Origin of the sequence: Puia sp. (genome assembly GCF_035546395.1) — a bacterium.
GTDB lineage: Bacteria > Bacteroidota > Bacteroidia > Chitinophagales > Chitinophagaceae > Puia.
The window spans coordinates 1,112,082-1,134,473 of record NZ_DASZXR010000019.1 but is presented as its reverse complement, the minus strand read 5'-3'; the positions used below and the strand labels follow the sequence as shown (position 1 = coordinate 1,134,473).

Genomic DNA, 22,392 nt, shown 5'->3' with positions numbered 1-22,392 from the left:
GAAGGCTACTTCATATGTTCTTTCTTGATCCCCAGCCGCTTCATCTTCGATGTTAATGTGCTGACGGGTATTCCCAGTATCGCCGCGGCCCCATCTGATCCGGAAATTTTGCCCCGGCAGTATTTCAATATCTTTAAGATGTGATCAGCCTCGTTTTCATCTATCGTTTTTAATGAACGATCCGCAACGGCGTCACCAACACCCGTAATGACCTTATTGGGCGGCAAATGAATGTGTTTTAAGGTGGTTCCGGTTGTGAGCAGAATACTACGCTCGATCAAATGTTCAAGCTCGCGGATATTTCCCGGCCAGCTGTACTGCATCATCTCCTGAAGCGCCCTGGTTCCCAAGGTAGTGATCTGCCGTCCAGTTTTCTTGGAATAAAGATGGATGAAATGCGTGGCCAAAATCGGAATATCCTCTTTTCGATCCCGTAGGGCGGCCAGCTCGATCGGGAAGACATTCAATCGGTAATACAAGTCGCTTCGGAAACGGCCTTCATCCACCTCCTTCTCCAGGTCCCGGTTGGTTGCCGCGATGATGCGGACATCGATCCTGATCGTGCCTTTACCCCCCACCCGCTCGATCTCCTTCTCCTGCAATGCCCTTAGTAGCTTCACCTGGAGCTCCAGTGGCATCTCACCGATCTCGTCCAAAAACAGCGTTCCGTTGTTGGCCAGCTCAAACTTGCCGACCCTGCGTTCCGTCGCGCCGGTGAAACTTCCTCGCTCGTGGCCGAACAATTCACTCTCGATCAGATTGGCCGGCAGGGCCGCGCAATTGACCTTCACCATCAATTTACTTCTTCGGGGCGAATTGTTGTGAATGGCCCGTGCGATCAATTCTTTCCCCGTGCCGGTTTCACCGAGGATCAACACCGTACTTTCAGACGGAGCGACCTGTGCGACCAACCGGAACGTCTTGAGGATCGCCTGGCTCTCTCCGATGATCTCGGAATAATTCTGATTCACCTTAATCTCTTCTTTCAGATAGATGGTTTCCTCCTCGAGCTGCTGCTTGTACCGTCCAATTTCCACTAATTGTTGGATGACTTTTTCATTTGCCATAATATTTGAAACCGCGATGGATATTTGTGAACAAATGCTCTTCAGGAGGATTTCCAGCTGTTTGATCTGCCGGAAGTCGGCATGCGTAAAACTCAGAACAGCAAATCCGTCAACGCTGCGCGATATGACGATCCCCATGCGGGCGCCCCTAGACCTGGACTCGGCAATGGTGGGTAATAGTGCGATAGCACCGTCCCTGACTTCATAGAGGAACGGACCGTCGATGCTGGCAATCGTATCCATCGATCCGTCCGGTAACGTTATCAGGGAATTTTGATCTGCATCAAGCCCGGATCCAGCTCCATCTTCCCCGGAAAGGAACGGCAAATACCTATTGGCTTCCGAGCTGAAAACATCGACAACATAGTTTTCAATGCCAAACAACGCAAAGAGCTGCGTTTGCAGGATCTTGGAAAGTACCGTTTTATCCCGTACCGGAGCGATAGCATTGCTGAACTTGAGCAGGCGTCCTTTTTCATCTTCCCTGTTTTTAATCTCCTGGTTGGCGACGATGTTGGCTACCGAAATGCAAAGCTGGTGAGACAGGCTTTCGATCAGCCTTATCTTTTCTTTGGTAATGATCTTCCAATCCCTGAAATAGATGAACCAAAATCCAATCACCTCGTCACCCTTGGCGAGTCGGGTGATCAGCAGCACATTTTGTTGCAAGTCATCGTTGATTCTCACATATAGCGGCGGAGGGTCTTGCAAGGCAAGCTCCTTCAGATCGAATAATTGTGGGGTGACGGAGGTTCTCACCTGGTTCAATACGATATCATTTATCGTGTTGCAGCCGTCACGAAATGGCAGTACGGAAGAAGCCAGTTTGGCTTTGGCATCTTCGTCCAGCAGGAAGGCGTCAAGGGTAAGGCCATCTTCATTACAGACCGCGATCATGGTGTGGCTACACCCGAATAATTTTTTAAAGGTGTCTTTGATAAATTTGGCCAGTTCATCCGCACTTCTGACTGAAGCAAGACCCGTATTAATAGCTAACAACAATTCCATTTGATTTTTCCTGCGTAGGGTCTCCTCCATCCTGTTGATATTGGAAAGCCCTACCGACAATTGGGCACTAACTCCTTTCAGCAAGTTTGTTCGCAAAGAATTCGCGCCCTCTGTCAACATATGCAGCAAAAGATAACCAAGAATCTCTTCGCCAACCTTTAACGAGACGATGGCAAAATACTCCCAGCCCTTCCGGGCCCAGACACTGAAAAGATTCACCTCCGGAAACCGGTTGGCGTACAGAGCGGTGTCGAAACAAAGCGAGCCGGGACTGGTCGTCAATTCTTGCAGAATCGGCCCCAATCCGGAATGAGACAGGGCCGTTCTATGGGTCGCCAGGCGGATCTGATCCCCTGCACGGATCTTTTCAAAGGCATGAATATCGTAGGTGTCATCTTCGGCTTCGGCCAGGATAAGAGTCAGTCCTTCGAGCGTAAAGAAGGTCGCCAACTTCGAATGTACCGTCTCGAACAGATCTTCCTTGTTCCTGGCTGCGGCAATCTCGGTACTCAGATCCAGGAGAATGGCCTTCTCGTCATCGTCATGCTCCAGCGCTGCGGAAGCCAGCTGTTTGGTGATCGTTTCTTTGATTCGCTTTTCAAGGCTCTCCATGTATCCGACCCACTCCCCAAATAGCGTGGAAAGATCGCCGTTCTTGTCCGTCGTCAATCCGGCTTCATTATAAAGATCCGACATATCTCAGGAATTTGCGTTATACCCAACAAATGGAATGCCTGGCGATAGATAAATGGCTTTCAAATCATTATGGGTAGCAAAAGCCCGAGATTAGCGATATCTCAACAAAAATTCATCCTTCGTTAGTGAAATATCGCTAACTGGTATGTCCCAAATCAAACACCTCTGTATACGAGCTTTGTAAAGAAATCACCCTTTATTACATAGTTACCAAAGACTGGATCAAAGGGGGCAGTCGGCTTGGCCGCGATCACCTCGTGCAAGGACCGGCCCTGCTTTTTTAGCCGGGCAACGCTATCCCGGACGGTCGCAAGCATTTCATGGAAGCGGATCAGTTGGTCCCGGTTGCCAATTGCGCCATGTCCCGGGATCACAATGGTATGCTTCGTCGTCTGTTTGACGTTTAGATCGGCGGCGGCGATCATGCCATCGATGCTCCCCCCGGTGGCATAGTCGATGAAGGGATAATAGGCATTCCAAAAGGTATCTGCGACATGAAGGATATCTGCCTTGGGAAAGTAAATCGAAGAATCCCCATCGGTGTGTGCCGGCTTATAGGTCTTCACCTGGATTGTTTCTCCGTTAAAGTCTTTTGTGAATTCATTCTTATAGACAATGGAGGGTATCCCCCCTTTCGGCAAGGGATCGAAAGTGTAATCCCACTCCGGCTGATACACTTTCTGAGATAACCGGGCGCGGGTCACGTCTTGCGAGATAATGGTGGCGCCGGCTTCGTGCATCCACACATTCCCGCTGGTGTGATCGAAATGCCAATGGCTATTGATCAAAACTTTGATCGGCTTGTTACTGATAGAGTGCAATGCGGGTATCAGATGCGCTTTTGATACATCGATCCCTGCGTCTACCAGGAGTTTGCCGTCCGGACCGTTTAGAACGGCAATGTTCCCGCCCGATCCCTCCACCATCGAGATATTCCCTCTGAGCTTCGTGACATTGATCTTTGCCGTAGCGGCCGCCTTATTGATCTGTTGAACCGGCCCATCCCCTTTAACCTGTCCGAACAGGTTTTGTCGAAACGCGAGCGTCCCGGCCATAAGAACACCCGTGGTCATTAGAAACCGACGTCTGTTAAATTGGTTGTTGTTGGTATACATAGCTGTTTTTTTTAGCCTCTTTGCAAATCGCAGGCACTTGTGCTAAGGGCAATATTGTGCCAGGACATAACTTGTTGTTTACAGGGCTCCTATGTGTGAAATCCAGCTTTCTCCTACGCCGATATATCGGAAATTCTAACCGCAACATTGAAATAGCAATGACGACCCTATCGATGAATTGATCTTCATTCATCGGCAAAAGCCCGCTTATGCCATTGTCGGCATTTCGACAACCGGGCGGGCATTCGCGACATATCGGCGCTGCTAAACGCGAGAAGCTGGCTTACCGGACTGTCCATCAGTCAATTGATTTCTGGTATGATCCTTTGAACACAAAAAAATAAACATCATGACAACCGAAGTAAAACCAGCAGGCAGACTACAGGGTAAGATCGCATTGATAACCGGGGGAAACAGCGGGATTGGCCTGGCCAGTGCCAGGCGCTTTGTGGCAGAGGGTGCTTTTGTTTATATCACCGGCAGGCGGCAGGGGCAGTTGGACGAAGCCGTCGCTTCCATTGGACGCAATGTGACCGCCATCCGGGGTGACGTCAGTAACCTGGCAGACCTTGACCATATCTATTCGGTGATTTCCGCCCGACACAAGGGTCTGGACATCGTCTTCGCCAATGCCGGCCTGGGCACCCTCGAGGCGCTTGGCCATATCACCGAAGAGGGGTTCGATCTGGCGTTCAATGTCAATGTAAAGGGGACCCTCTTTACCGTTCAAAAGGCCCTGCCCCTGCTTTCACCCGGAGCATCGATCATCCTCACCGGATCTTCCACCGGCTCGAAGGGCACCGCCGCCTTCAGTGTGTACAGCGCCACAAAAGCGGCGATCAGAAATTTTGCCCGAAGCTGGGCATTGGACTTGCACGGGACGGCTATCCGGGTAAATGTGTTGTCTCCCGGCGCGACCACCACACCGGGTTTATTGAATTTGCTGGATGCCACCGGCGCCCAACAACAGGCCTTGCAGAGCTTCTGCGACCAGTCGCCCTTATCCCGCGTTGGCGATCCGGAAGAAATAGCATCGGTGGCGGTTTTCCTGGCGTCTGATGATAGTACCTATATGACGGGAAGCGAAATTTTTGTAGACGGTGGACAAGCGCAGGTGTAAACTGGCGTGCTTTGTTGCCTATGCAAGGTACACGGTTCATCCCGGCGACAAACAACGGTTCGCCGAGGCGATAAACTTATATCGTGTCCACGCAAAAGCCTCAGCCGGAAACCTCTACTTTTATTGTTCCTGGGGCGTGGCAGATGCAAACACCTGCATCATTTCGGAAGGGTGGATTGGCGAGGCCGCGATGGACCGGCACCTGGGAATCGAACCCGTTCAAAACGGCCTAAAAACGATCATCGAATGTCTTAGGATAACCGGCGGGCGAACTACGTTCTTTCTGGTGAGTAAAGGAGGGCCGAGTTGATCGGCCCTCTTTATTTCGATCACTTGCTTACTTTCGTCGCCGCTGCCATGATCACCGCGGCCACTTCTTTGGGGTGAGTCATGAAAACGACGTGACTTCCCTCCATCCGGGTAATGATACTCTTCGATCTTTTATAGCCGTTGAGTGTGATGACGGGATTGATACTCTTGTCCCCGTTTGATGATATGCCGAAGGTGGGCTTGCTTTTCCAGGCTGCCTCCGTCACAGGCGTTTCAAATGCTTCCACCGGGATATATCCGGATGATGCATACATAAAGTCGGCCATCTGGCGGCTGACATCGGCGCAAAAGCCTGCGTGGAATTTGGCTTTGTCATAAAAGATATTTCCCTTCTCATCCGGCGGGAGTAGTCCATTTTCAGGTTTAGGCGGTGCACTCGACGCGAGTTTGACCGTGTTCTCGCCAACTTCCGGTTGAAAGCCGTTCACATAAACCAACGCAGCAACTTTTGGATGAACGCCCGCCTGCGTGATAACGGTACCGCCCCAGGAGTGGCCAACCAGGATCGCCGGACCGTCCACTTTATCCAGCGCGATGTTGGTTGCGTCCACGTCAGCCTTCAGCGATTTACAGGGGTTTTGAACAAGAGTGACGACAAAGCCATGTTTAGTCAACTCCGCATATACTGCTTGCCAACCGGAGGCATCGGCAAAAGCCCCATGGACGATGACAATGTTCTTTACGATGGCTGCCTGCGCTGTCGTGATGATGGAACTGCACATATTCCATACAAAAACACCCAAAAGGATGAACTTCGATGACCACCTTGACAATTTTTTGTTTTTCATCTTACAATATTTTTACTGTGTTAGTCCAAAGCAATACCAATTGCTAAGCCATTTAGGCTCAGGCTACCGGGTGAACCCCAAGCGTTATCGGCCAGCGATATTCAGCGTTTTTTGGGGGAGATTAACGATATGTCATCTGCCACCACTCATTAATGATATTCCAATGGGGGGATCCAAAAATATCGGCATTTCGGTACGCCAACATCGCCAATGCGAGTCTAATTCTTTAACTGTTACTGAATTATAGGCTGGCACCCTTTTCTAATAGAAATCAGGCATCGCAAAACATCCAAACTCTACTTGTATGAGTCTTTCAAAAAATCAGCTCGGAACTTTCCTGGCGACTCTGATGTTCTTGTTCACCAGCACGACCTACGGTCAAGGTGGCTCACCCTCTTACCAGGATGGCATGACCGTGAAATTGGACAGCACCGGAAAAAAGTACATCCGTTTTTTGATCTGGAGTGATTTTATGGCCCGTTATACTCGCCTCAACCCCGGTACTGCGGTCAACGGTATCGCCAAGGACAATATGCTTGACTTCAGTATAAGACAGTTCCGCTTTGCCGTCTACACGCAGCTTAGTCCCCGCTATCTTATTTTGGCCACAGTCGGAATGGATAACCAAACCTTTTCGAGTGGCGGTACCGCTGGAGGGGGAAACACCGGGAACGGAGGCGCTACCTTCGCGGGAACATTGGGAAAGAAGCCGGATATTTATGTACACGAATTATGGAACGAATTTACGCTTGTCCCGGATAATGACTTCAAGACGAAAAAGCCGAACTTTGCTTCTTTGTATATAGGAACAGGATTACATTACTGGGTGGGCATCAGCCGACTGAGTTCGCTCAGTTCGTTTAACTTCCTGGCGGTGGATGCGCCACTCTACAACTGGCCACTGATAGACAATTCGGACCAATTGGGCCGCCAGGTGGGGGTGTACGTCAAAGGCAAGATTGGCCCGGTGCCGTATCGCTGGGCAATTAACAAGCCCTTCACTGTTATCAATCCGCCCGTGGCGTACGCTCCTAATGCGCCCGAGCTGAACTATGCGGTCGACAACAACGCCGAAGGGAAATTGTCGACTACCGGCTATGCTTCCTGGGATATCTTTGAGCAGGAGAACAGTCTGGTCCCCTATACTACCGGAACCTATGTGGGCACCAAGAAAGTACTGAATATCGGAGCCGGCTACTATTACTCCGCCGATGGGACATCGACGCAAGCAAACAACACCAGTACATCGCCGCTGATTAAACACGATATTGCCATATGGGCGGCCGATGTCTTCGCAGATCTTCCCTTCGGCGGCCCCCGGGAAAACTGGGCCGTTACTGCTTACAGTGTTTATTACCATGATGATTTCGGACCCAATTACTTAAGAAATGGATCGATTATCAACCAAAATGTCGGCCCCGCCAAAAACTATAGTGGCACGGTTTCCCAGGCAGGTTTTGGTAATCTCGCACCAATTATCGGCACCGGGTCGTCCTGGTTTACGCAGGCGGGTCTGTTGCTCCCCAAAACCCTGTTCCATAGTGATCTTATACGCGTGCAGCCTTTTGCCGAATATAGTCTTCAGCAGTTTGAGCGGTACGGAAGTTCCAAATTTACCTGGTGGAGCGCCGGGGGAAATGTTTACCTGGATGGTCATCATGCCAGAATTTCTTTTAAATATCAGACAAGGCCTATCGTGGTCGATAACCGGCAGAGTTCTTCCAAAGGAACATTCGTTCTGTCTACGCAGGTATTCCTGTGACGATCATTCGCCCTTTTTCACTGTCAAAAACTTCAACTAAATATGATCCGCAAATCTTCGTCCACTCCAACATGCCTCTTTTGCAAATTTGTAGCCGCTGCCCTTTCTTTTACTCCGTTGGCGGCCCCAGCTCAGGGAAACGCCAACCCGGTCGCCAAACAGCGTACTGACTTGCAACGACATGACATTAGTGTGGATGGAAGGGAAATGATTCAGGTTCGGGTAGATTTCCCATCCGGTGCGTTTGCCACAAACCACCGGCATCCCGGTGAGGAGATCATCTACGTCCTGGGGGGAACCCTAGAATATACGCTGGAAGGACAACCCCCGATCACGTTGACAAAGGGTGGTGTCCTGTTTGTCCCTACTGGCGTTATCCACTCGGCAATAAATGTTGGCAAATCGCCGGCGAGCGAATTGGCGACATACATCGTTGAAAAGGGAAAGCCATTGGTAGAAAATGTGGGTATGTAAGGAAGGCCAATCGGGAATCAAATCCTGGGAGCGCCTCTTAGGCCCGCTACGGCTTACAAAACCATGAAAAAGCCGTAACTTGACTGCTAAACACTGGCTGATGAGAAAGAAACAACCGTCCGATCCATGGCTGTCGGCAATGATCATGCTTCTTTTGATCACCACCACATTTGGGACAACACCCGTCTTTGCCCAGTATTATCCCGCACCGGAACTTGTATCGCCAAATAAGGAACCGTCACTCCTCCTGCAGCTTCGCACGGGCAATCGGGCGGCAGAAAAAATCGATGCCCTGCTGGGGCTTGCCAATATTCATTACAACAAACCGATCAAGACCTTACAGGATTTTCCGCTTGCCACCCAGTATACCCGGGAAGCACTTGGTTTGAGCCGTCAATTACAAGACGAAAAAAGAATAACCGAATCGATTTATGCCTTGGCCTCTATCTACCTACTGGAAGATAGCGTATCGGAAGTTGAGAACCTCTTGCCGGCAATAAATAACGATACGGTTAAGAATAACGTGCAGGTCGGCCTGGCATTCACCTATGTATTTTGTCCGCAACGACCACTTAGGGATGCCTTGGGTAAAGGAAAGTTTTATGCTGAGCAAGGACAGCAATCGAGCACGAAACTCCGATTAAAGAAGAATGAGCTGCTCACCAGGCAATATCTCGCATTCATCCACCAGCTGGAGGGAGACGAAAAAAAGGGCACCCAGGAGATAAATGATATCATTCAACAATACAAACAATTGAAGATAGAAGGCGTCCAATATCCATATCTGATCCTGGCGGAGATGCATTGGATGCAAGGTAAATTTACCGACGCTTTGAATGACTATTACATAACAACGAGTGCCTTCGAGCAAAGCCCGGACAAAACCGCACTTAGTCATCTCTATTACTTAGCTTCAACGTTGTATGGGCGAATGAGTGAGCATAAAAAGGAAGACGATGCTTTACGTATGGGTTTAGAACAGTGCAAGAGCGCCATTGGCCGATACAGCGCAAATGTTTTTATCGGTGAAATGGTGAGAAGGCTGATTAGGAGCGGTCAAAGTAAAAAAGCACTTTCGTTTGTCGATTCGCTAACCCGCATTTTTACGCCCGTTACGTTCGATCAGCAAATAACAACAGTTGACACCTACGCAAGAGCGTATTTGGCGACGGGTCAATATCAACAGGCGGAAAGATACTTTGTAAAGTCTTTTACAATGACAAAAGCCGCCGGATGGGCGACCGGAGCGGACTATGGCGCCCTCGGGTATTTTTATGTTGAACATAAGGAATATGTCAAAGCACGGCCCTACCTTTTAAAGGCGCTGGCCATGCAGGACAATATGACGTCGGTGTATGAAAAGCGGCAACTGACCTACATGCTCTTCCTGGTCGACTCCGCGACTCAACACTACACCTCTGCCATCCGATACTCACAACAAAATCATGCACTTGATGACAGCCTTGAATTAGCAAAGCGGCATGCCGATGTTCAAAAGTTGATGATTCAATATGAGACGGAGAAAAAAGATGCAGCGATAAAAGCGCTCGAACAGAAAGAGCAGCTTGTTCGGGCAAGGCAGGAGCGGGCTGATTTTGTGAGGAACGTGGTAATTGGGTTCGCCATCCTATTCCTGATTGCCGCCGGCATCTTTTATCGTCAATACCGTGGTAAAAAAGAGCTTAGCGAGATCATTACACAGAAGAACCAAAAACAACAACTGCTGCTACAGCAACTTAATCGTTCTTTGTCCGAAAAGGAATGGCTTCTGAAAGAAGTGCATCATCGCGTGAAGAATAACCTCCATACCGTCATGTGCTTGCTGGAATCTCAATCACTCAACCTGGAAAGTGAGGCGTTAAAAGCGATCGATGACAGCAAACATCGCATATACGCCATGTCGTTAATTCATCAACAACTCTATGAGACCGAGGATCTGACTACCGTCGATCTGGAAGCGTATATCAGACAGTTCATCGGATATTTGAAAGATAGTTTTTCAATCGGGCCACGGGTACACTTTCAATTGGACATCCAGCCCATACAAATTGAAGTACCGGTTGCCATACCCCTTGCATTGATCATCAATGAGGCGGTGACGAACTCTATTAAACACGCGTTCCGCGGTATCGACCATCCAACAATAGCGATAACCCTTCATAGCCATGATGACACGTTAACCCTTATCATCAAGGACAATGGCATTGGGATCGCCAATGTTGAAAAAATCCTGGAAAAACGGTCCCTCGGCATGAAACTGATTCACGGGCTCTCGGGGGATCTTAACGGAAAACTCAAATTGGAAACGAGCGGTGGATTGCAGATAAGTATAGAGTGCAGCACCAAACCCTTTGTGGAAGTAGTATATGGGGAGGAAGAGGTAGGCGTCGTCTAGGCTCAATTCTTTCAAGTAAGTAAGTACCCCACGAACAAAATCTTCTTGGTACGAATAGGAATAGTTTTGGCGGGTTCGGCATTCTTTAACCTGAATCTGTATAATGAGTTCCTCCATGGGTTTTTGAGGATAAAAGGCTTACGCGCCGATGCGGCGAGCTGCCGTGAAAAAGGCAAAATAAATCGAAAATGGATTTCCCCTCAATACTCCCTTCTTTCAAGGACGGTCAAAGACACCGTTCAGGAGCTGAGGATAACTCTTTAGACATACTCCCTGTCGGGGAATTCGAACGCCTTTCAGGGTTGTCGTGTAGCACCAAAATTCAGTGGGCAATTCAAATATTAGTTTTGCGCTATGTCAAACCGGTTAATTTATATCGTTCTATGAAGAGCAAACTTTCAACAAATTTTGAAAGGTGTTCGAACCCCTTCCCCTACGCGGTACACAGCTTTTATGGCACAAAGGCCCTGACTTTAAGTTGGGGCTTTTTCTTTTTAACTTCGCTTGTACAAAAGAACTGCCGGACTACCCAACAGCCCATATATGGGCGGCTTAAAACATCCTTGCAAATCGAACATTTCACGCTACAATTGCGAGGATAATCTTTTGTTCACTCACCCGTCATCCACTTCCAGGCAGCTTTCACCGCCACATGAATTCCTTTGATATCCATCTCCTCTTCTTCGTCGGCAGTTATTATCCAGCCCTCCTTAGCCTGGCAATATTGACAAGCCTTTATCAATCCCTTCAACCCTTTTTCCCGGGTTTGAACGTCCGCAATCGACCAACAAACCTGAACCGGTAATGGGGTCTTCCCTTCAGCATATACTACAAAATCACACTCCCATGAAGTATCTGCGGAGTAATAGATATTTTGATTATAAATGTTCCCATACCGCCGGTATAGTTCCCGGAAAACTGCATTCTCCAGGAGTAGCCCTTTATTACCGGCATATTGAGCCGTATTGGCATTCAGCACACCATTATCTACCCAATATATTTTCTTATCCGATTTCTCCCGTTTACTATCCGAATGGTCGAATTTGCTTACCCGCTTGAACAAATAAGCGTTCTCTGCCATATCCATCGCCTCATAGACGGTATTTATGCCGACACTATACTGATGTGCTTTCAAGTGATTATGCAAACGTCGAACGCTGATCGTCTTCCCAATAGTGGTGGCTGCCTGTCGGTAAAGATTGCGCAGGTAGGCATAGTTTGATAACTGATTGTATTCAATGATATCCCTCAAAAGCATGGAATTATAGTACTCCTGGAGATATGCCGTTTGAATCGTTTCTGAGGTCAGGTTGACTGTTTCCGGATACCCGCCCCAGAGAAGATACCGCTGGAAGGCTGCGATAGTCTTGCTCTTTCCTGCCCCATACGCAGACGGCTTCACGTCTTTAAAGTCGCAATATTCCCGGAAAGCCAACGGCAGCAATTCCACTGCTATGCTGCGACCCCTCATGACAGACTTAACCTGTGTATGTAATATGGAACTATTGCTGCCGGTAAAGAATATTTTCTTGGATAAAGTCTCATTGATTCGGTTTAGAAACCGTTCCCACCCAGGAGCCGCCTGCACTTCATCAAAGAAAAACCAAGCCTGTTCTAAATCTCTGCCTGGATGAAGTTTCCTCCACGCCTGCAGTAACAGATCCAACTGCTGAGGTTCAAATTGCACCCGCTCGTCTTCAAAATTGAAATAAAGGATTTCAGAAGTCGCGTCCCGCTTTTTTAAGTCTTCCATCGCCAATAACATGGCAGAAGTCTTCCCTACCCGCCTGGGACCAATAATAGCCTGTATCTTATCCAGTTCCAAGGATATTCCAGTCTTCCTAGGTCTTAGGTCTGCCGGAAGCCTCCTTTCCTGGTTACTTATAAGAATGTCCTTTATTATTTCTTTCATAGAGCGACATATATACTATTTCTGTCACTACAAGAAAGACATTCATTATGATATTGTCGTCCAAATAACGACAATGCTAGGCCCATTCCTTGCAAATCGAATACTCAATATTACAATTACAAGGAGAATGCGCTTGAACGCCTTTAGAAATCCAATCCCGGGAGGGCGCACTGCAATCTACGATCCTCATCGTATGTGTGCCACAATGTGGTAAGCTCTGTTTATCTTTCAAATAGATAAACAACAGAATATCATCAAATTATAAAGGCTCTTATATAGAGAATTTGTTACACGAAACACTCAAAATGTTCGAACCAGTTTCCCGACACGGTAAGGGCCCCAATCTTCGATCGGGGCTTTTTGCGTTTGGTTGCGGGGTGAACGCGGATGCGTTCGCCAAAGCGGACAATTCGCCTCTGGCGAAGCATCGAGGCAACTGAAAAGACATTATGGACGAGATAAATTCAAAAAGCACAGCGCTTCCAGCGCTGTGGGGCCCTTGGGTTTAACGCCCGAAGAGTCGTCGGGCACCCCTTGCACTCCTACTTCTGTCAGGTGCGATCATCCTGGCGTTTGTGAGTCTGAAACTATACGACGAGCCGGTAAGAAATTGGCTTAGAAAGAAATGGAAATAGTTGGGATAGACTACTCTTTTATCTATATCATATTGATAATCATACCAAAATGCCAATGAAGAAATCAGATTTAAGTCTTAACTTTAAGAAGCAAAGGTGTCCTGACTCATGAGAAATCTTTTACTACTGCTTATTTTGTTTTCAGGATTGTGCGTTTCGTGCGAGAAAAACAGGATGGGAGGTTTTTCAAGCGCATAGGCTACTTCATCGGTTCCTGGCAACGATCTGAATCCGACGTACATTCATTTCTACAACATCGTGATCGACAGCGCGAACGGCTATAGTTTCGATCTGCCCGATCTTACGGAAGGGATTATCGACAGTGGAACCGTAACCATTAGTATCCGGTCGTCGTTACCTTATCTTACGGCCTGGTATCCCTTTCCCAGCTATGTCTTTCCGGACGGTTCCACCGTAACGCTGAGAAGGGTGTCGGAGCAGCCGGGAAAGATCGTCCTCGCCTCCGTGGGTGCTACGACGCCGCCGATGAATTATTTTATTTCCCTTTCAGTAAAATAAATATCTCCGTAATCAGCCCGCATTGATTTTACTGGGTCGGCCAATGATGCCTTCATCGCCTGGAAATCCGCCACTAACAGGGCAGCCGTTCCAGGCGGCTCTGTAGCAATGAAAGCGATACTCGGCATTCCGATATTGGAAATAAATGAACTGAGGGAAAACATGAAAGTTATTCTTCTTTGCCAGGAAACGGCTAATTGAGTGTCCGGGCGTCAAATTGACAAGATGCTGAAAGCCAATAAATCAATCATGATTTGGTTAGATAATTTTCCCCGTAGGGGTACGAATTCTCATTAAAAGCCAAAATCGTTGATTTTGGCTTTTAAATTTACTACGGACTAGCGTATTAGGGTGTTCGAACACTCCGGCAGGGGGTACACCATTTTTCTTCGCTGACGGTATTCTTGTAAGGCATATTCCCAATTTTTCATCGTTGAGAACTTTATTAAGAAAGAGGCAACTCCTGAATGTTTCTTGCGGAAAACCCTTAACTTCCTAAGTAACCATCCTATATGCTGAAAAATTATCTCACTGCCGCCTTTCGCAATCTCTGGCGGAACAAAACCGTTTCAGTGATTCATATCGCCGGATTGAGCATCGGCCTTAGTTGCTGTGTTGTTCAGATAGGCAACGGGGACCTCGACCCAGGTTCGACCGGCGATCGGGGTGATGCTGATCCTGCGGCCGGTTTGCCCATCGAGAATCTCGAGGGTCAGCCAGCCATCGAAGGTGTTCAGCGAATCCAGGGCGAGAACGGTGCTGGCAGGATTGGGGTAGTATTTTATCTTTCCCGAGTCTGCCGCGGGAGGTGTCCTCGTGGAAGCCGGCTTTGTATAGTTGACGGCATCGCTGATGGCGTGACAGGTGGATTTAGCCGCGTCCACGCGGTAGCTGGCGCTCTGCGAGAGGGTAACCGTCGTCGCCGACCCTATCGATTGCCATGCGTTCGTGGCCGAATCGAGGCGTTGCCAGGTGAAGGCTGCGGCGGTGTCCAAATTTGCGAGTTGAAGGATATTTCCGGTCTTTACAATCAGCGGTTTCGCCAGACGAGTAACGATGGTCGAGACGGTATCGCTGAATGCGCCGATCGTGCAGGATATGGTTCCGGCGGGCAGCTGGTGGACGCGGATGTCTGTCAATTACTTCTGTGTTCGAGTCTGTTAAACGTTATCAAAGAGTTGCGACTTCGTTGGGTTTAACCTAAAGCGAAAAGAAATAGTATTTTCTCGCTTCTTAAAATTTTATGTGCTCTCGTAAAGTGTTCGAACTCTCCGAAAGGATTCAGCTCCGACAAAATGACTACCGGTCAGGCTTATCTTTTTTTACAAATTTGGGAAAATTAAACAAGCGATAGCAATATCAGGGACGGCACGACTGTGATCGGCATACGGGTCAAATGATGCACGAATCCGTATGCCTGAGTATCATAATCGAACATAATGAATGAGAAGTATGCACGAAAGTTGGTGATATCCAACCAATTGCCTGATTGGCATTGAATTGGCAGCCAAGTTCCCGGTCCTACGATCTTCACCACAAGAAAGTACTCAAAACCGCGGTTTATGTTCAAAAGCCATCTTACTCTCTCAATTCGTAATCTGAAAAAGCAAAAGACCTTTGTCTTTATCAATGTCGCAGGTCTCGCCGTTGGCATTGCGTGTTTCAGTCTGCTGATCCTTTTTGTGTCCAACGAGCGGAGCTTCGACCGTTTTAATACCAAAGCCGATCGAATATACAGACTCTATGCGAAATGGGATCCCTCGCTGGTGGCGGACGACCCCCACACCGTCTACACCGAGTATGACAATCTTGCCGGTGACCCACTCGGCGCGGCGATGAAAAGGAGTCTGCCGGATATCGAGCAGACCGCTCAACTGCAACTGCCCTGGGGTGACAACCTGGTGCGCGCCGGGAACCAGATATCGCGGGCAGAAGTTGGTTTCTCGCAAGGCAGCCTATTCTACATCTTCGATTTTCCGTTGAAATATGGGACAAAAGCACAAGCCCTGCAAGGACTGAACAATATCGTTCTCACCGAGAGCCGCGCAAGAGAATTGTTCGGCGGCAACGACAACGTAACGGGTCGAGTAATCACCATCAAATTGGGTCCAAACTGGTATCCCTTTACCATCGGCGGCGTCGCTTACGATCCTCCGCCGAATTCGACGATTCGCTTTGATGTGCTGGCGAACATCGAGTTCTATCGGACAAAGGGAGAGCATGCCTTTGATATCGGAAAGAACTGGCATCCGACCGTCAACCAGACCTATGTGCTTCTACGGCCAGGCAGCGACCTGGCCGATCATCACGAAGTGCTGGATCGCTTTATCCGGAATTATTCCCCGATGGATAATTTCGGGGATCTTGCCAAGACCTGGAAGAAGACGGAGTATCCGGTGGCGGTCCGTTTTCAGCCGTTGCTTTCCATTCACACGGATAGCTGGTTTCATGGGTACGCTTTTACCGACTACGAAAAGATCGATCCCGCTACTCTTTGGATATTACTGGCCATCGCTACCGGTATCCTACTGATAGCCTGCATCAATTTTACCACGCTGGCAGTCGGCCGGTCGGCAGCTCGCAGCAAGGAGGTCGGACTGAGAAAGGTAGTTGGAGCAGAGAAGCGGCAGATCATCGGACAATTCCTTACAGAATCGGTGGTGCTATCGCTCGTGTCAGCAGTGCTTGGGCTATGGCTGGCCCACCTGGCCCTGCCCTGGTTCAATCAATTGTCCGGCCGTGATCTGCATTTTTCGTTCAGGGCCGTTCCAATCGAACTTTTGCTAATATTCGTGGTCGCACTGATCGCCGGGATGCTGGCGGGAAGTTATCCGGCCTTCATCCTTTCCCGATTCAAGGCAGCGGAAGTATTTAAAGCGAACATTCGCCTGGGTGGGTCGAATTTCTTCACCAAGTCGATGGTAACGTTCCAGTTTGTCCTTTCCATAGTACTGATCGTTTGTACGATCGTGATCATGCAGCAGTCTTCCTATTTGATCAACAAAAGTCCGGGGTTTGACAAAGAAAATGTGCTGGTGATCGACGCGGCCCAGACTGATCCCGCCAGACTGTTCCCTTTGTTCAGACAAACCTTGCAAAGCCAACCGGAAATTGTGGGGGTGACCAGCTCAGCTGCTGGAATGGGTGCCGGCAAAAATTTTCTTTCTTATCGGGACAAGGGTTTTGCGGCCGATATCAATATTATCGATACCGGTTACCTCCGCGTCATGGGCTTGCGACTACTGGCCGGAAATAACCTTAACCCGGCAATGGTTGGTGACAGCATCAAAAGCATGCTGATCAACGAGACAACGATGCGTTCGCTGGGATGGAACCTGCGTAACGCGATTGGCAAGCGGATCGTTCCGTTTCAGGGCGGAATTGGCGTCATCACTGGCGTAGTGCAGAACTTTCACTACCGGCCTCTCGGGGAGTCTGTACGCAATCAAGCCTTTATCGGCTCGGCCGATAAAGGGTATGTCAATTTCTATGTCCGCCTTCGCCCGGGTAACCCTCACCGCGCCCTCGCCGGGATCGAGAAAGCCTGGCATGCGCTGGTTCCGGATGTGCCGCTGCGATACAGTTTCCTGGATGATGATATCAACGGCTTCTACCGATCGGAAAGCAATTGGAGCCGCATCGTTGCGTGGGCCGGCGGAATTTCGATATTTCTAGCCTGTCTAGGACTTCTGGGGCTTGCTTCACTGGCAGCAGCCAACCGTACAAAGGAGATAGGTATCCGTAAAGTGCTCGGTGCTACAGAAGCAAGCATCGTGGTGCTGATGGCGAAAGGCTTTATTCAACTGGTGGCCCTGGCCTTTGTGATCGCGACGCCGGTCGCATGGTTGCTTATGCACCGATGGCTAGCAGACTACGCCGACCGAATTCAAATAAGCTGGGTGATCTTTGCGGCTGTCGGCCTTTGCACGGCGCTGCTGGCGATGGCGGCTATTGGCCATCGGGCGATTCGGACGGCTCTGATCAATCCTGTAAACGCACTTCGATCGGAGTAAACGTTTGTTTTAACCTTCGCCACAATGCCCGAATTATAGAAATCATTGGACCGGCCGCTGTGTTCCCGCAAAGGAAACTTTCGACCCAATTCCCCTACGCGGCAAAGAACCGGGCAATTGCCCGGTTCTTGATTTTTGCGAACCGCAAATCAGGCCTATCACGCCTTCATGAATTGGCAACGAGCTGCCAATGAGATAGTCGTAGTCAATTTGTAAGCCCATGCGGATATTTGCCTTCCGAAACGCTACGATCCGATTTTCGTCATAATGGAATCGTTTCATTCCGATCTGGCAGCAGAACAAAAACACAGCGAATACGAAAAATTTCAACTGATTGCCAAGATCCTTAAAACAGGAACTATAAACTGGTATCGTCCTACCCTGCTGCCCACCAATGACTGGGAAAACTGGCCCGACGGTGGGGCGTCGTAGTATACCTGGAACTTCACACGTTCGTGACAGGATAAATATACCTGGGATGCGGAGTCGATCATTTTCATTTGCGCCCAGCATGGAGTACGCCAGGCCGAAATGAAGGGTCAGGGTAGCCAGGAAGGATTTTCGAACCAATTCCCCGACAGGGTACAAGGGCCTGCTGCTGTTTACTTTTTCATTGGCATCCAGGTTGGGGTTGCCTCTTCAAATTGATTATCGGTCAATACCCTTTTATCCGAGCCATCCGCACGCATTACGCATATTTCGCCATATGGTTGTGGATTGAGGGGATGTAATGCTGCTTCGTCTTTAAATCCACCAGACCCACTGGCGAAAGCAATCCATTTACCATCGGGCGACCAGGCACTGTGAGCATCATTCGCCTGGTCTGTCGTAAGCCTTCTTAAACCGGTGCCATCGGGTTTAATCGTGTAGATATCATAATTATTTTCCCTCTTACTGGTAAAGGCTATCAGGTCGCCATCTGGCGACCAACCGGGAAAGTTATCATGGCTATCCCTGGTAAGGGTTGTGATCTTGCCTGTTTCCACATCAACGATAAGAAGGCCCTTCACACTATCCGTAGAAGCACGGTAAACAATTTTCCTGCCATCAGGCGACCAGGAGGGGAAACCATAATTGCCTTTGCCATCTGTAAGAATCTTAAAGCCGCTTCCATCACTGTTAACGACAGCAATATCAGCAATTGCCGGCCCCATATGCGCTTGAAAGAAATGGCCAAAGCCAAAGGCAATTTTATCTCCTTTTGGGGAGTAAGCAGGCGCAAGTGCGCTTTTTACAGAATCGCCAAATAATATAGAACGGTGAGTGCCATCGCTTGCATTCATCAGCATGATCTTATTCACCATAATACCGGCAGTCTTGTCATTACAAATAAGTCGTGAGCCATCACTGGAAAAAGAAGGGAATATACCTGAGCGAATCAATTGAAAGCGTTTATCCCGGCTATACAATCTTGCAAATGGAGGTTTCTCAAAATTCTGTTCACGATGAAAAAGCATTCTCCTTCCATCGGAAGACCATGACGGACACTGAAATTCGCCGCGTTTGCCTGCCGGCCCAGTCAAGAATTCAATACCACCGTTGGGCCCGCCAGTACAATAAGCAATCCGGTCAGCAGAAACCCAATGAGGCGACCATTTCTGTCCCGGTGTTGACGTTACAACCGTGCTTGCATTGGCTTTTAAATCTATGATGGCGAGCTGCGTGTTTCCTTTCAGATCAACCGGAGCGGTGATCTTGTTCACTTCAGCAACCTCCGCCTCATATATAACTATCTTACTTCCATCCGGGCTCCAGGAAGGGCTGCCCGCAAATGCCTGGTTGCGCGTAATCCGCCGCAATCCTTTTCCGTTGGTCTGAATGATAAAGATCTCTGTGGAGTGGGCTGTTTCGAACCCCACGAACCCTTTGGGTTTGTTAGATTCCCGGTCGGAGGAAAAGGCAATCCATTTTCCATCGGGAGACCATGCCGGGCGGAAATCCCCCGCGGGATCATTGGTAATATTTGTAATTTTCCGGGAAGCAATGTCAAGAATATAAATATCCGCCTGCCCGTTTCTACTTGATACAAACGCTATCTTTTTCCCATCGGGTGAAAATGCAGCCTGGTCATCAAATGCCGGATCATTGGTTAATTGTTCCAGCCCTGTTCCATCCGGATGTGCACGGAAAATATCCGCTGAACCATTTCGTTCGGATGTAAATACGATCCAGTTTCCATCCCTCGAAAATGAAGCGTTATAATCAAGTGCGGAATCAGGGAGAAATGGCCTTGCATTGCTGCCATCCGCATCAGCAATAAAAATATCCGTATTTATTGGACCGAAGTTGGCAAAGGCAAGATGATATATTGGGCCGGAATCGGATCTATTCGGGGGGATACCTGGTTTCACCCAGGCAAAAGAAAGGAGCGTGACCAAAAACGAAAACAGTACTATCGCAATTAGATGTTGCTTTGCCATTTTCCTTGCATTAATGAAGAGTAGAAACTTAAATTAAACCAACCGCTGCTCCGTTCAAGTTACGCACTTTTTCGTGAATTCCGCCGTGTTACAAATGTATCCCGTCCAAGGCTTTCGTGTCCATGATCGCCTGGCTTTCCCGAGGCCGAATCAGGGAGGGTCCCTGACAATGCGGATGATCCACCCTATTACATCATGCCAAAGCCGGGGGTAAGGCCGGCGAAGAATTGTACGCTTACCTGCAAGAAAAGGGGCTGAAAGAAGACCGGGTAAAGATCCGATGAATTTAGATAGAAAAAACGAAAGGCGCCAGAGCGAAAAAGGCCGCCTCAAATCACGTTTGAGACGGCCTCCCGAAGACTGGTTACAGAGGTCTATTTTGTATAGCCGTCATTCTGCTGAAATAATTTCGAAGCATCCATTGTAGACTGGGGGATAGGGTAAATGCGGCGGAAAGGCTGAGATACAGGCTTTGTCGTGCCCGCTGCTTCGAAGGTGCCAAAGCGGATCGACGCTTTTCTCCTGTACATTTCCCAATACATTTCGAAGCCCGTCTCATTGTACAGCGTGGGCATGTCAATGGAGGTGAGGGCTTTTCCGGGAGCGTTGGCGTAGAGCGCCTCGCGTGTTCTGCTTGTACGCAGCAGGTTTATGTCTGCCAATGCCTCGGTGGCCATGCCTTTGCGCAGATAAGCTTCTGCCCGCATACAATACATACCGCCAAGCCGGTACATCGGGATATCACAGTTGCTCCTACTGTTAAGACCTGCCGGATCGAATTCATATTTGAATGGCCGGACTCCCTGGTTGATCTCCAACTGGGTGAATACACCCTGGTTCGGATCATCAAAATTAAGGGCAGGCGTAAAGTCCATCAATTGGGTGGGTGCTTTTTCGCAATACAGCTTATTTACCTTGATACGCCCGTCGGGTGTACGTTGATAATCAGTGCCCGAGAGGCTTGGTCCATACTGCTGGCCAACCTGCATGCCCCGGTTGAAGTGGAACCATGGCAGGGTTGAACCTGCCACGAGGCTGGTAGCGGGTACGCTCACATCGGTGCCGTCGTTCATGAACCAGGTGCCGTCGGCGTACTGATAGTGTCTTTGAAAGCGCGGATCATCGTGATTGTTATCCCAGGTTGCATAAAACTCGGGGGTGATGCAAGAAGCATTCGTACCCCGATCGACCGGAGAAGGTTTCTGATTCCTCTCCATCGGCATATAAGCAAAATTATTGCTGCTGTTGGTCACGGTGTTGACATACTGGGTTATCACAAAGATCAGCTCGGTTCCGTTTGCGTTGTCGATGTCAAAATTGTGGAAAAAGTTGCTTTCGAGCTTAAATTGTCCCGATCCGATCAACTGGGAAGTATAGCTGATGACTTTGTCCATGTCGGTTCCGTTATTATCAACCGCCGCTTCGTTGAAATTAAAAGTGGCGGCATAACGATCTTTAAACACAGCACGGTTAAGATACATATCCGCCAGCAGGGCATATGCAGCCTGCTTTGTGAAGCGCCCTTTGCCGGTATTATTCTGTCCTATGCTCGCCAGGGCGGGTATCAAGGATTCCACGTCTTTGATCAGGCTGTCGATGCCTGTTGCCGCTTTTCTCACCTGCACCTGGCCATTGACCGCGCTGGGGTCGCGGTAAGGCGCCTGGCCGAATAGATCCAATGCATGAAAAGTGTATAAGTCCAGTAAGGCTTTGGCTTCCGCCAGCAGTTGAGCCTTGTTGGGGTCATTCGAGCTGGTAATGCTGGAGATGGCCGTCAGCGATTCGGTAATACCGAGATTGAGGCTGTTCCAGGTGTTGGTGATCATAGAATTATCGGCGCCCCAGGTGAATTCATGAATTGCGCGATAGATCCCGCCGTCACCCCAGTCGCTGCCACGCGTCGGCAATATCGCTTCGTTTGTCGAATATTCCTGCAGGGCAAATACCTGGGCATGGTTTACAAAAGTACCATTGTCCATTTGTCCGTATGCCGAAGCCAGTGCATTTTGAGGACTTGCACTACTGGAACCCAGTACTTCGTCAATTACCTTTTCTTTCAATTTGGTACAGCCTGCGATAGTCATTATCAGAAGAACACAGGCTATTTTAAATGATTTCTTGTTCATATTCCAAAAGAT

At 48.9% G+C, this 22,392-nt stretch carries 15 protein-coding genes; 8 read left to right on the top strand and 7 right to left on the bottom strand.

What is annotated here, in order from left to right; translation table 11 throughout:
- Positions 1-5: 5 nt before the first annotated feature.
- Positions 6-2,771: a sigma-54 interaction domain-containing protein gene (locus tag VHE34_RS30990; protein ID WP_325595472.1), complete on the bottom strand. Its 2,766-nt coding sequence runs from the start codon at positions 2,769-2,771 to the stop codon at positions 6-8.
- 155 nt (positions 2,772-2,926) lie between these two features.
- Entirely contained in the window at positions 2,927-3,886 is a 960-nt protein-coding gene (locus VHE34_RS30985; RefSeq protein WP_325595470.1) for an MBL fold metallo-hydrolase, read from the bottom strand.
- A gap of 349 nt (positions 3,887-4,235) precedes the next feature.
- On the opposite strand from VHE34_RS30985, the gene VHE34_RS30980 reads away from it, so the two are divergent.
- The gene (locus VHE34_RS30980) at positions 4,236-5,006 is read left to right on the top strand and encodes an SDR family oxidoreductase (RefSeq protein WP_325595468.1); all 771 of its coding nucleotides are present in this window, start codon (positions 4,236-4,238) and stop codon (positions 5,004-5,006) included.
- The gene (locus VHE34_RS31285) at positions 4,987-5,316 is read left to right on the top strand and encodes a putative quinol monooxygenase (protein ID WP_414709932.1); all 330 of its coding nucleotides are present in this window, start codon (positions 4,987-4,989) and stop codon (positions 5,314-5,316) included. The genes VHE34_RS30980 and VHE34_RS31285 overlap by 20 nt, the downstream gene beginning before the upstream one ends.
- A 19-nt stretch (positions 5,317-5,335) precedes the next feature.
- On the opposite strand, the gene VHE34_RS30975 is transcribed toward VHE34_RS31285, so the two are convergent.
- On the bottom strand, positions 5,336-6,124 hold the full coding sequence (locus VHE34_RS30975) for an alpha/beta hydrolase (RefSeq protein WP_325595466.1): 789 nt from the start codon (positions 6,122-6,124) through the stop codon (positions 5,336-5,338).
- Positions 6,125-6,428: 304 nt separating this feature from the next.
- Between VHE34_RS30975 and VHE34_RS30970 the strand changes: the two genes are divergently transcribed.
- The 3 genes from VHE34_RS30970 to VHE34_RS30960 all read left to right on the top strand — a co-directional run bounded on the left by VHE34_RS30970 (position 6,429) and on the right by VHE34_RS30960 (position 10,755).
- Positions 6,429-7,886: a hypothetical protein gene (locus VHE34_RS30970; RefSeq protein WP_325595464.1), complete on the top strand. Its 1,458-nt coding sequence runs from the start codon at positions 6,429-6,431 to the stop codon at positions 7,884-7,886.
- A gap of 42 nt (positions 7,887-7,928) precedes the next feature.
- Positions 7,929-8,360, top strand: coding sequence for a cupin domain-containing protein (locus VHE34_RS30965; protein ID WP_325595462.1), 432 nt, complete (start codon positions 7,929-7,931; stop codon positions 8,358-8,360).
- 100 nt (positions 8,361-8,460) lie between these two features.
- On the top strand, positions 8,461-10,755 hold the full coding sequence (locus VHE34_RS30960; RefSeq protein ID WP_325595460.1) for a histidine kinase dimerization/phosphoacceptor domain -containing protein: 2,295 nt from the start codon (positions 8,461-8,463) through the stop codon (positions 10,753-10,755).
- 610 nt (positions 10,756-11,365) lie between these two features.
- On the opposite strand, the gene VHE34_RS30955 is transcribed toward VHE34_RS30960, so the two are convergent.
- Positions 11,366-12,580: an ATP-binding protein gene (locus VHE34_RS30955; RefSeq protein ID WP_325595458.1), complete on the bottom strand. Its 1,215-nt coding sequence runs from the start codon at positions 12,578-12,580 to the stop codon at positions 11,366-11,368.
- 980 nt (positions 12,581-13,560) lie between these two features.
- On the opposite strand from VHE34_RS30955, the gene VHE34_RS30950 reads away from it, so the two are divergent.
- Positions 13,561-13,821, top strand: coding sequence for a hypothetical protein (locus tag VHE34_RS30950; RefSeq protein WP_325595456.1), 261 nt, complete (start codon positions 13,561-13,563; stop codon positions 13,819-13,821).
- Positions 13,822-14,390: 569 nt separating this feature from the next.
- On the opposite strand, the gene VHE34_RS30945 is transcribed toward VHE34_RS30950, so the two are convergent.
- Positions 14,391-14,960 (bottom strand): hypothetical protein, encoded by a 570-nt coding sequence (locus VHE34_RS30945; RefSeq protein ID WP_325595454.1) that lies wholly within the window; start codon positions 14,958-14,960, stop codon positions 14,391-14,393.
- Between the two features lie 423 nt (positions 14,961-15,383).
- On the opposite strand from VHE34_RS30945, the gene VHE34_RS30940 reads away from it, so the two are divergent.
- Both VHE34_RS30940 and VHE34_RS31280 read left to right on the top strand, forming a co-directional pair.
- Positions 15,384-17,834 carry an ABC transporter permease gene (locus VHE34_RS30940; protein WP_325595452.1) on the top strand — a complete coding sequence of 817 codons (2,451 nt, stop codon included), beginning with the start codon at positions 15,384-15,386 and terminating at the stop codon, positions 17,832-17,834.
- 228 nt (positions 17,835-18,062) lie between these two features.
- The gene (locus tag VHE34_RS31280; protein ID WP_414709934.1) at positions 18,063-18,266 is read left to right on the top strand and encodes a DUF7003 family protein; all 204 of its coding nucleotides are present in this window, start codon (positions 18,063-18,065) and stop codon (positions 18,264-18,266) included.
- A gap of 170 nt (positions 18,267-18,436) precedes the next feature.
- Here VHE34_RS31280 and VHE34_RS30935 read toward each other — a convergent pair whose 3' ends face one another.
- The gene (locus VHE34_RS30935) at positions 18,437-20,254 is read right to left on the bottom strand and encodes a hypothetical protein (protein WP_325595450.1); all 1,818 of its coding nucleotides are present in this window, start codon (positions 20,252-20,254) and stop codon (positions 18,437-18,439) included.
- A 374-nt stretch (positions 20,255-20,628) separates the two neighbouring features.
- Complete coding sequence (locus VHE34_RS30930) at positions 20,629-22,380, bottom strand: RagB/SusD family nutrient uptake outer membrane protein (protein WP_325595448.1); 1,752 nt, start codon at positions 22,378-22,380, stop codon at positions 20,629-20,631.
- Between the last annotated feature and the right edge of the window lie 12 nt (positions 22,381-22,392).

What these genes read in the sequence shown, in the direction of transcription:
- VHE34_RS30990 (WP_325595472.1), bottom strand. Translation starts at nt 2,771, where the DNA reads ATGTCGGATCTTTATAATGAAGCCGGATTGACGACGGACAAGAACGGC.
- VHE34_RS30985 (WP_325595470.1), bottom strand. Translation starts at nt 3,886, where the DNA reads ATGTATACCAACAACAACCAATTTAACAGACGTCGGTTTCTAATGACC.
- VHE34_RS30980 (WP_325595468.1), top strand. Translation starts at nt 4,236, where the DNA reads ATGACAACCGAAGTAAAACCAGCAGGCAGACTACAGGGTAAGATCGCA.
- VHE34_RS30975 (WP_325595466.1), bottom strand. Translation starts at nt 6,124, where the DNA reads ATGAAAAACAAAAAATTGTCAAGGTGGTCATCGAAGTTCATCCTTTTG.
- VHE34_RS30970 (WP_325595464.1), top strand. Translation starts at nt 6,429, where the DNA reads ATGAGTCTTTCAAAAAATCAGCTCGGAACTTTCCTGGCGACTCTGATG.
- VHE34_RS30965 (WP_325595462.1), top strand. Translation starts at nt 7,929, where the DNA reads ATGATCCGCAAATCTTCGTCCACTCCAACATGCCTCTTTTGCAAATTT.
- VHE34_RS30960 (WP_325595460.1), top strand. Translation starts at nt 8,461, where the DNA reads ATGAGAAAGAAACAACCGTCCGATCCATGGCTGTCGGCAATGATCATG.
- VHE34_RS30940 (WP_325595452.1), top strand. Translation starts at nt 15,384, where the DNA reads ATGTTCAAAAGCCATCTTACTCTCTCAATTCGTAATCTGAAAAAGCAA.
- VHE34_RS30935 (WP_325595450.1), bottom strand. Translation starts at nt 20,254, where the DNA reads ATGGCAAAGCAACATCTAATTGCGATAGTACTGTTTTCGTTTTTGGTC.
- VHE34_RS30930 (WP_325595448.1), bottom strand. Translation starts at nt 22,380, where the DNA reads ATGAACAAGAAATCATTTAAAATAGCCTGTGTTCTTCTGATAATGACT.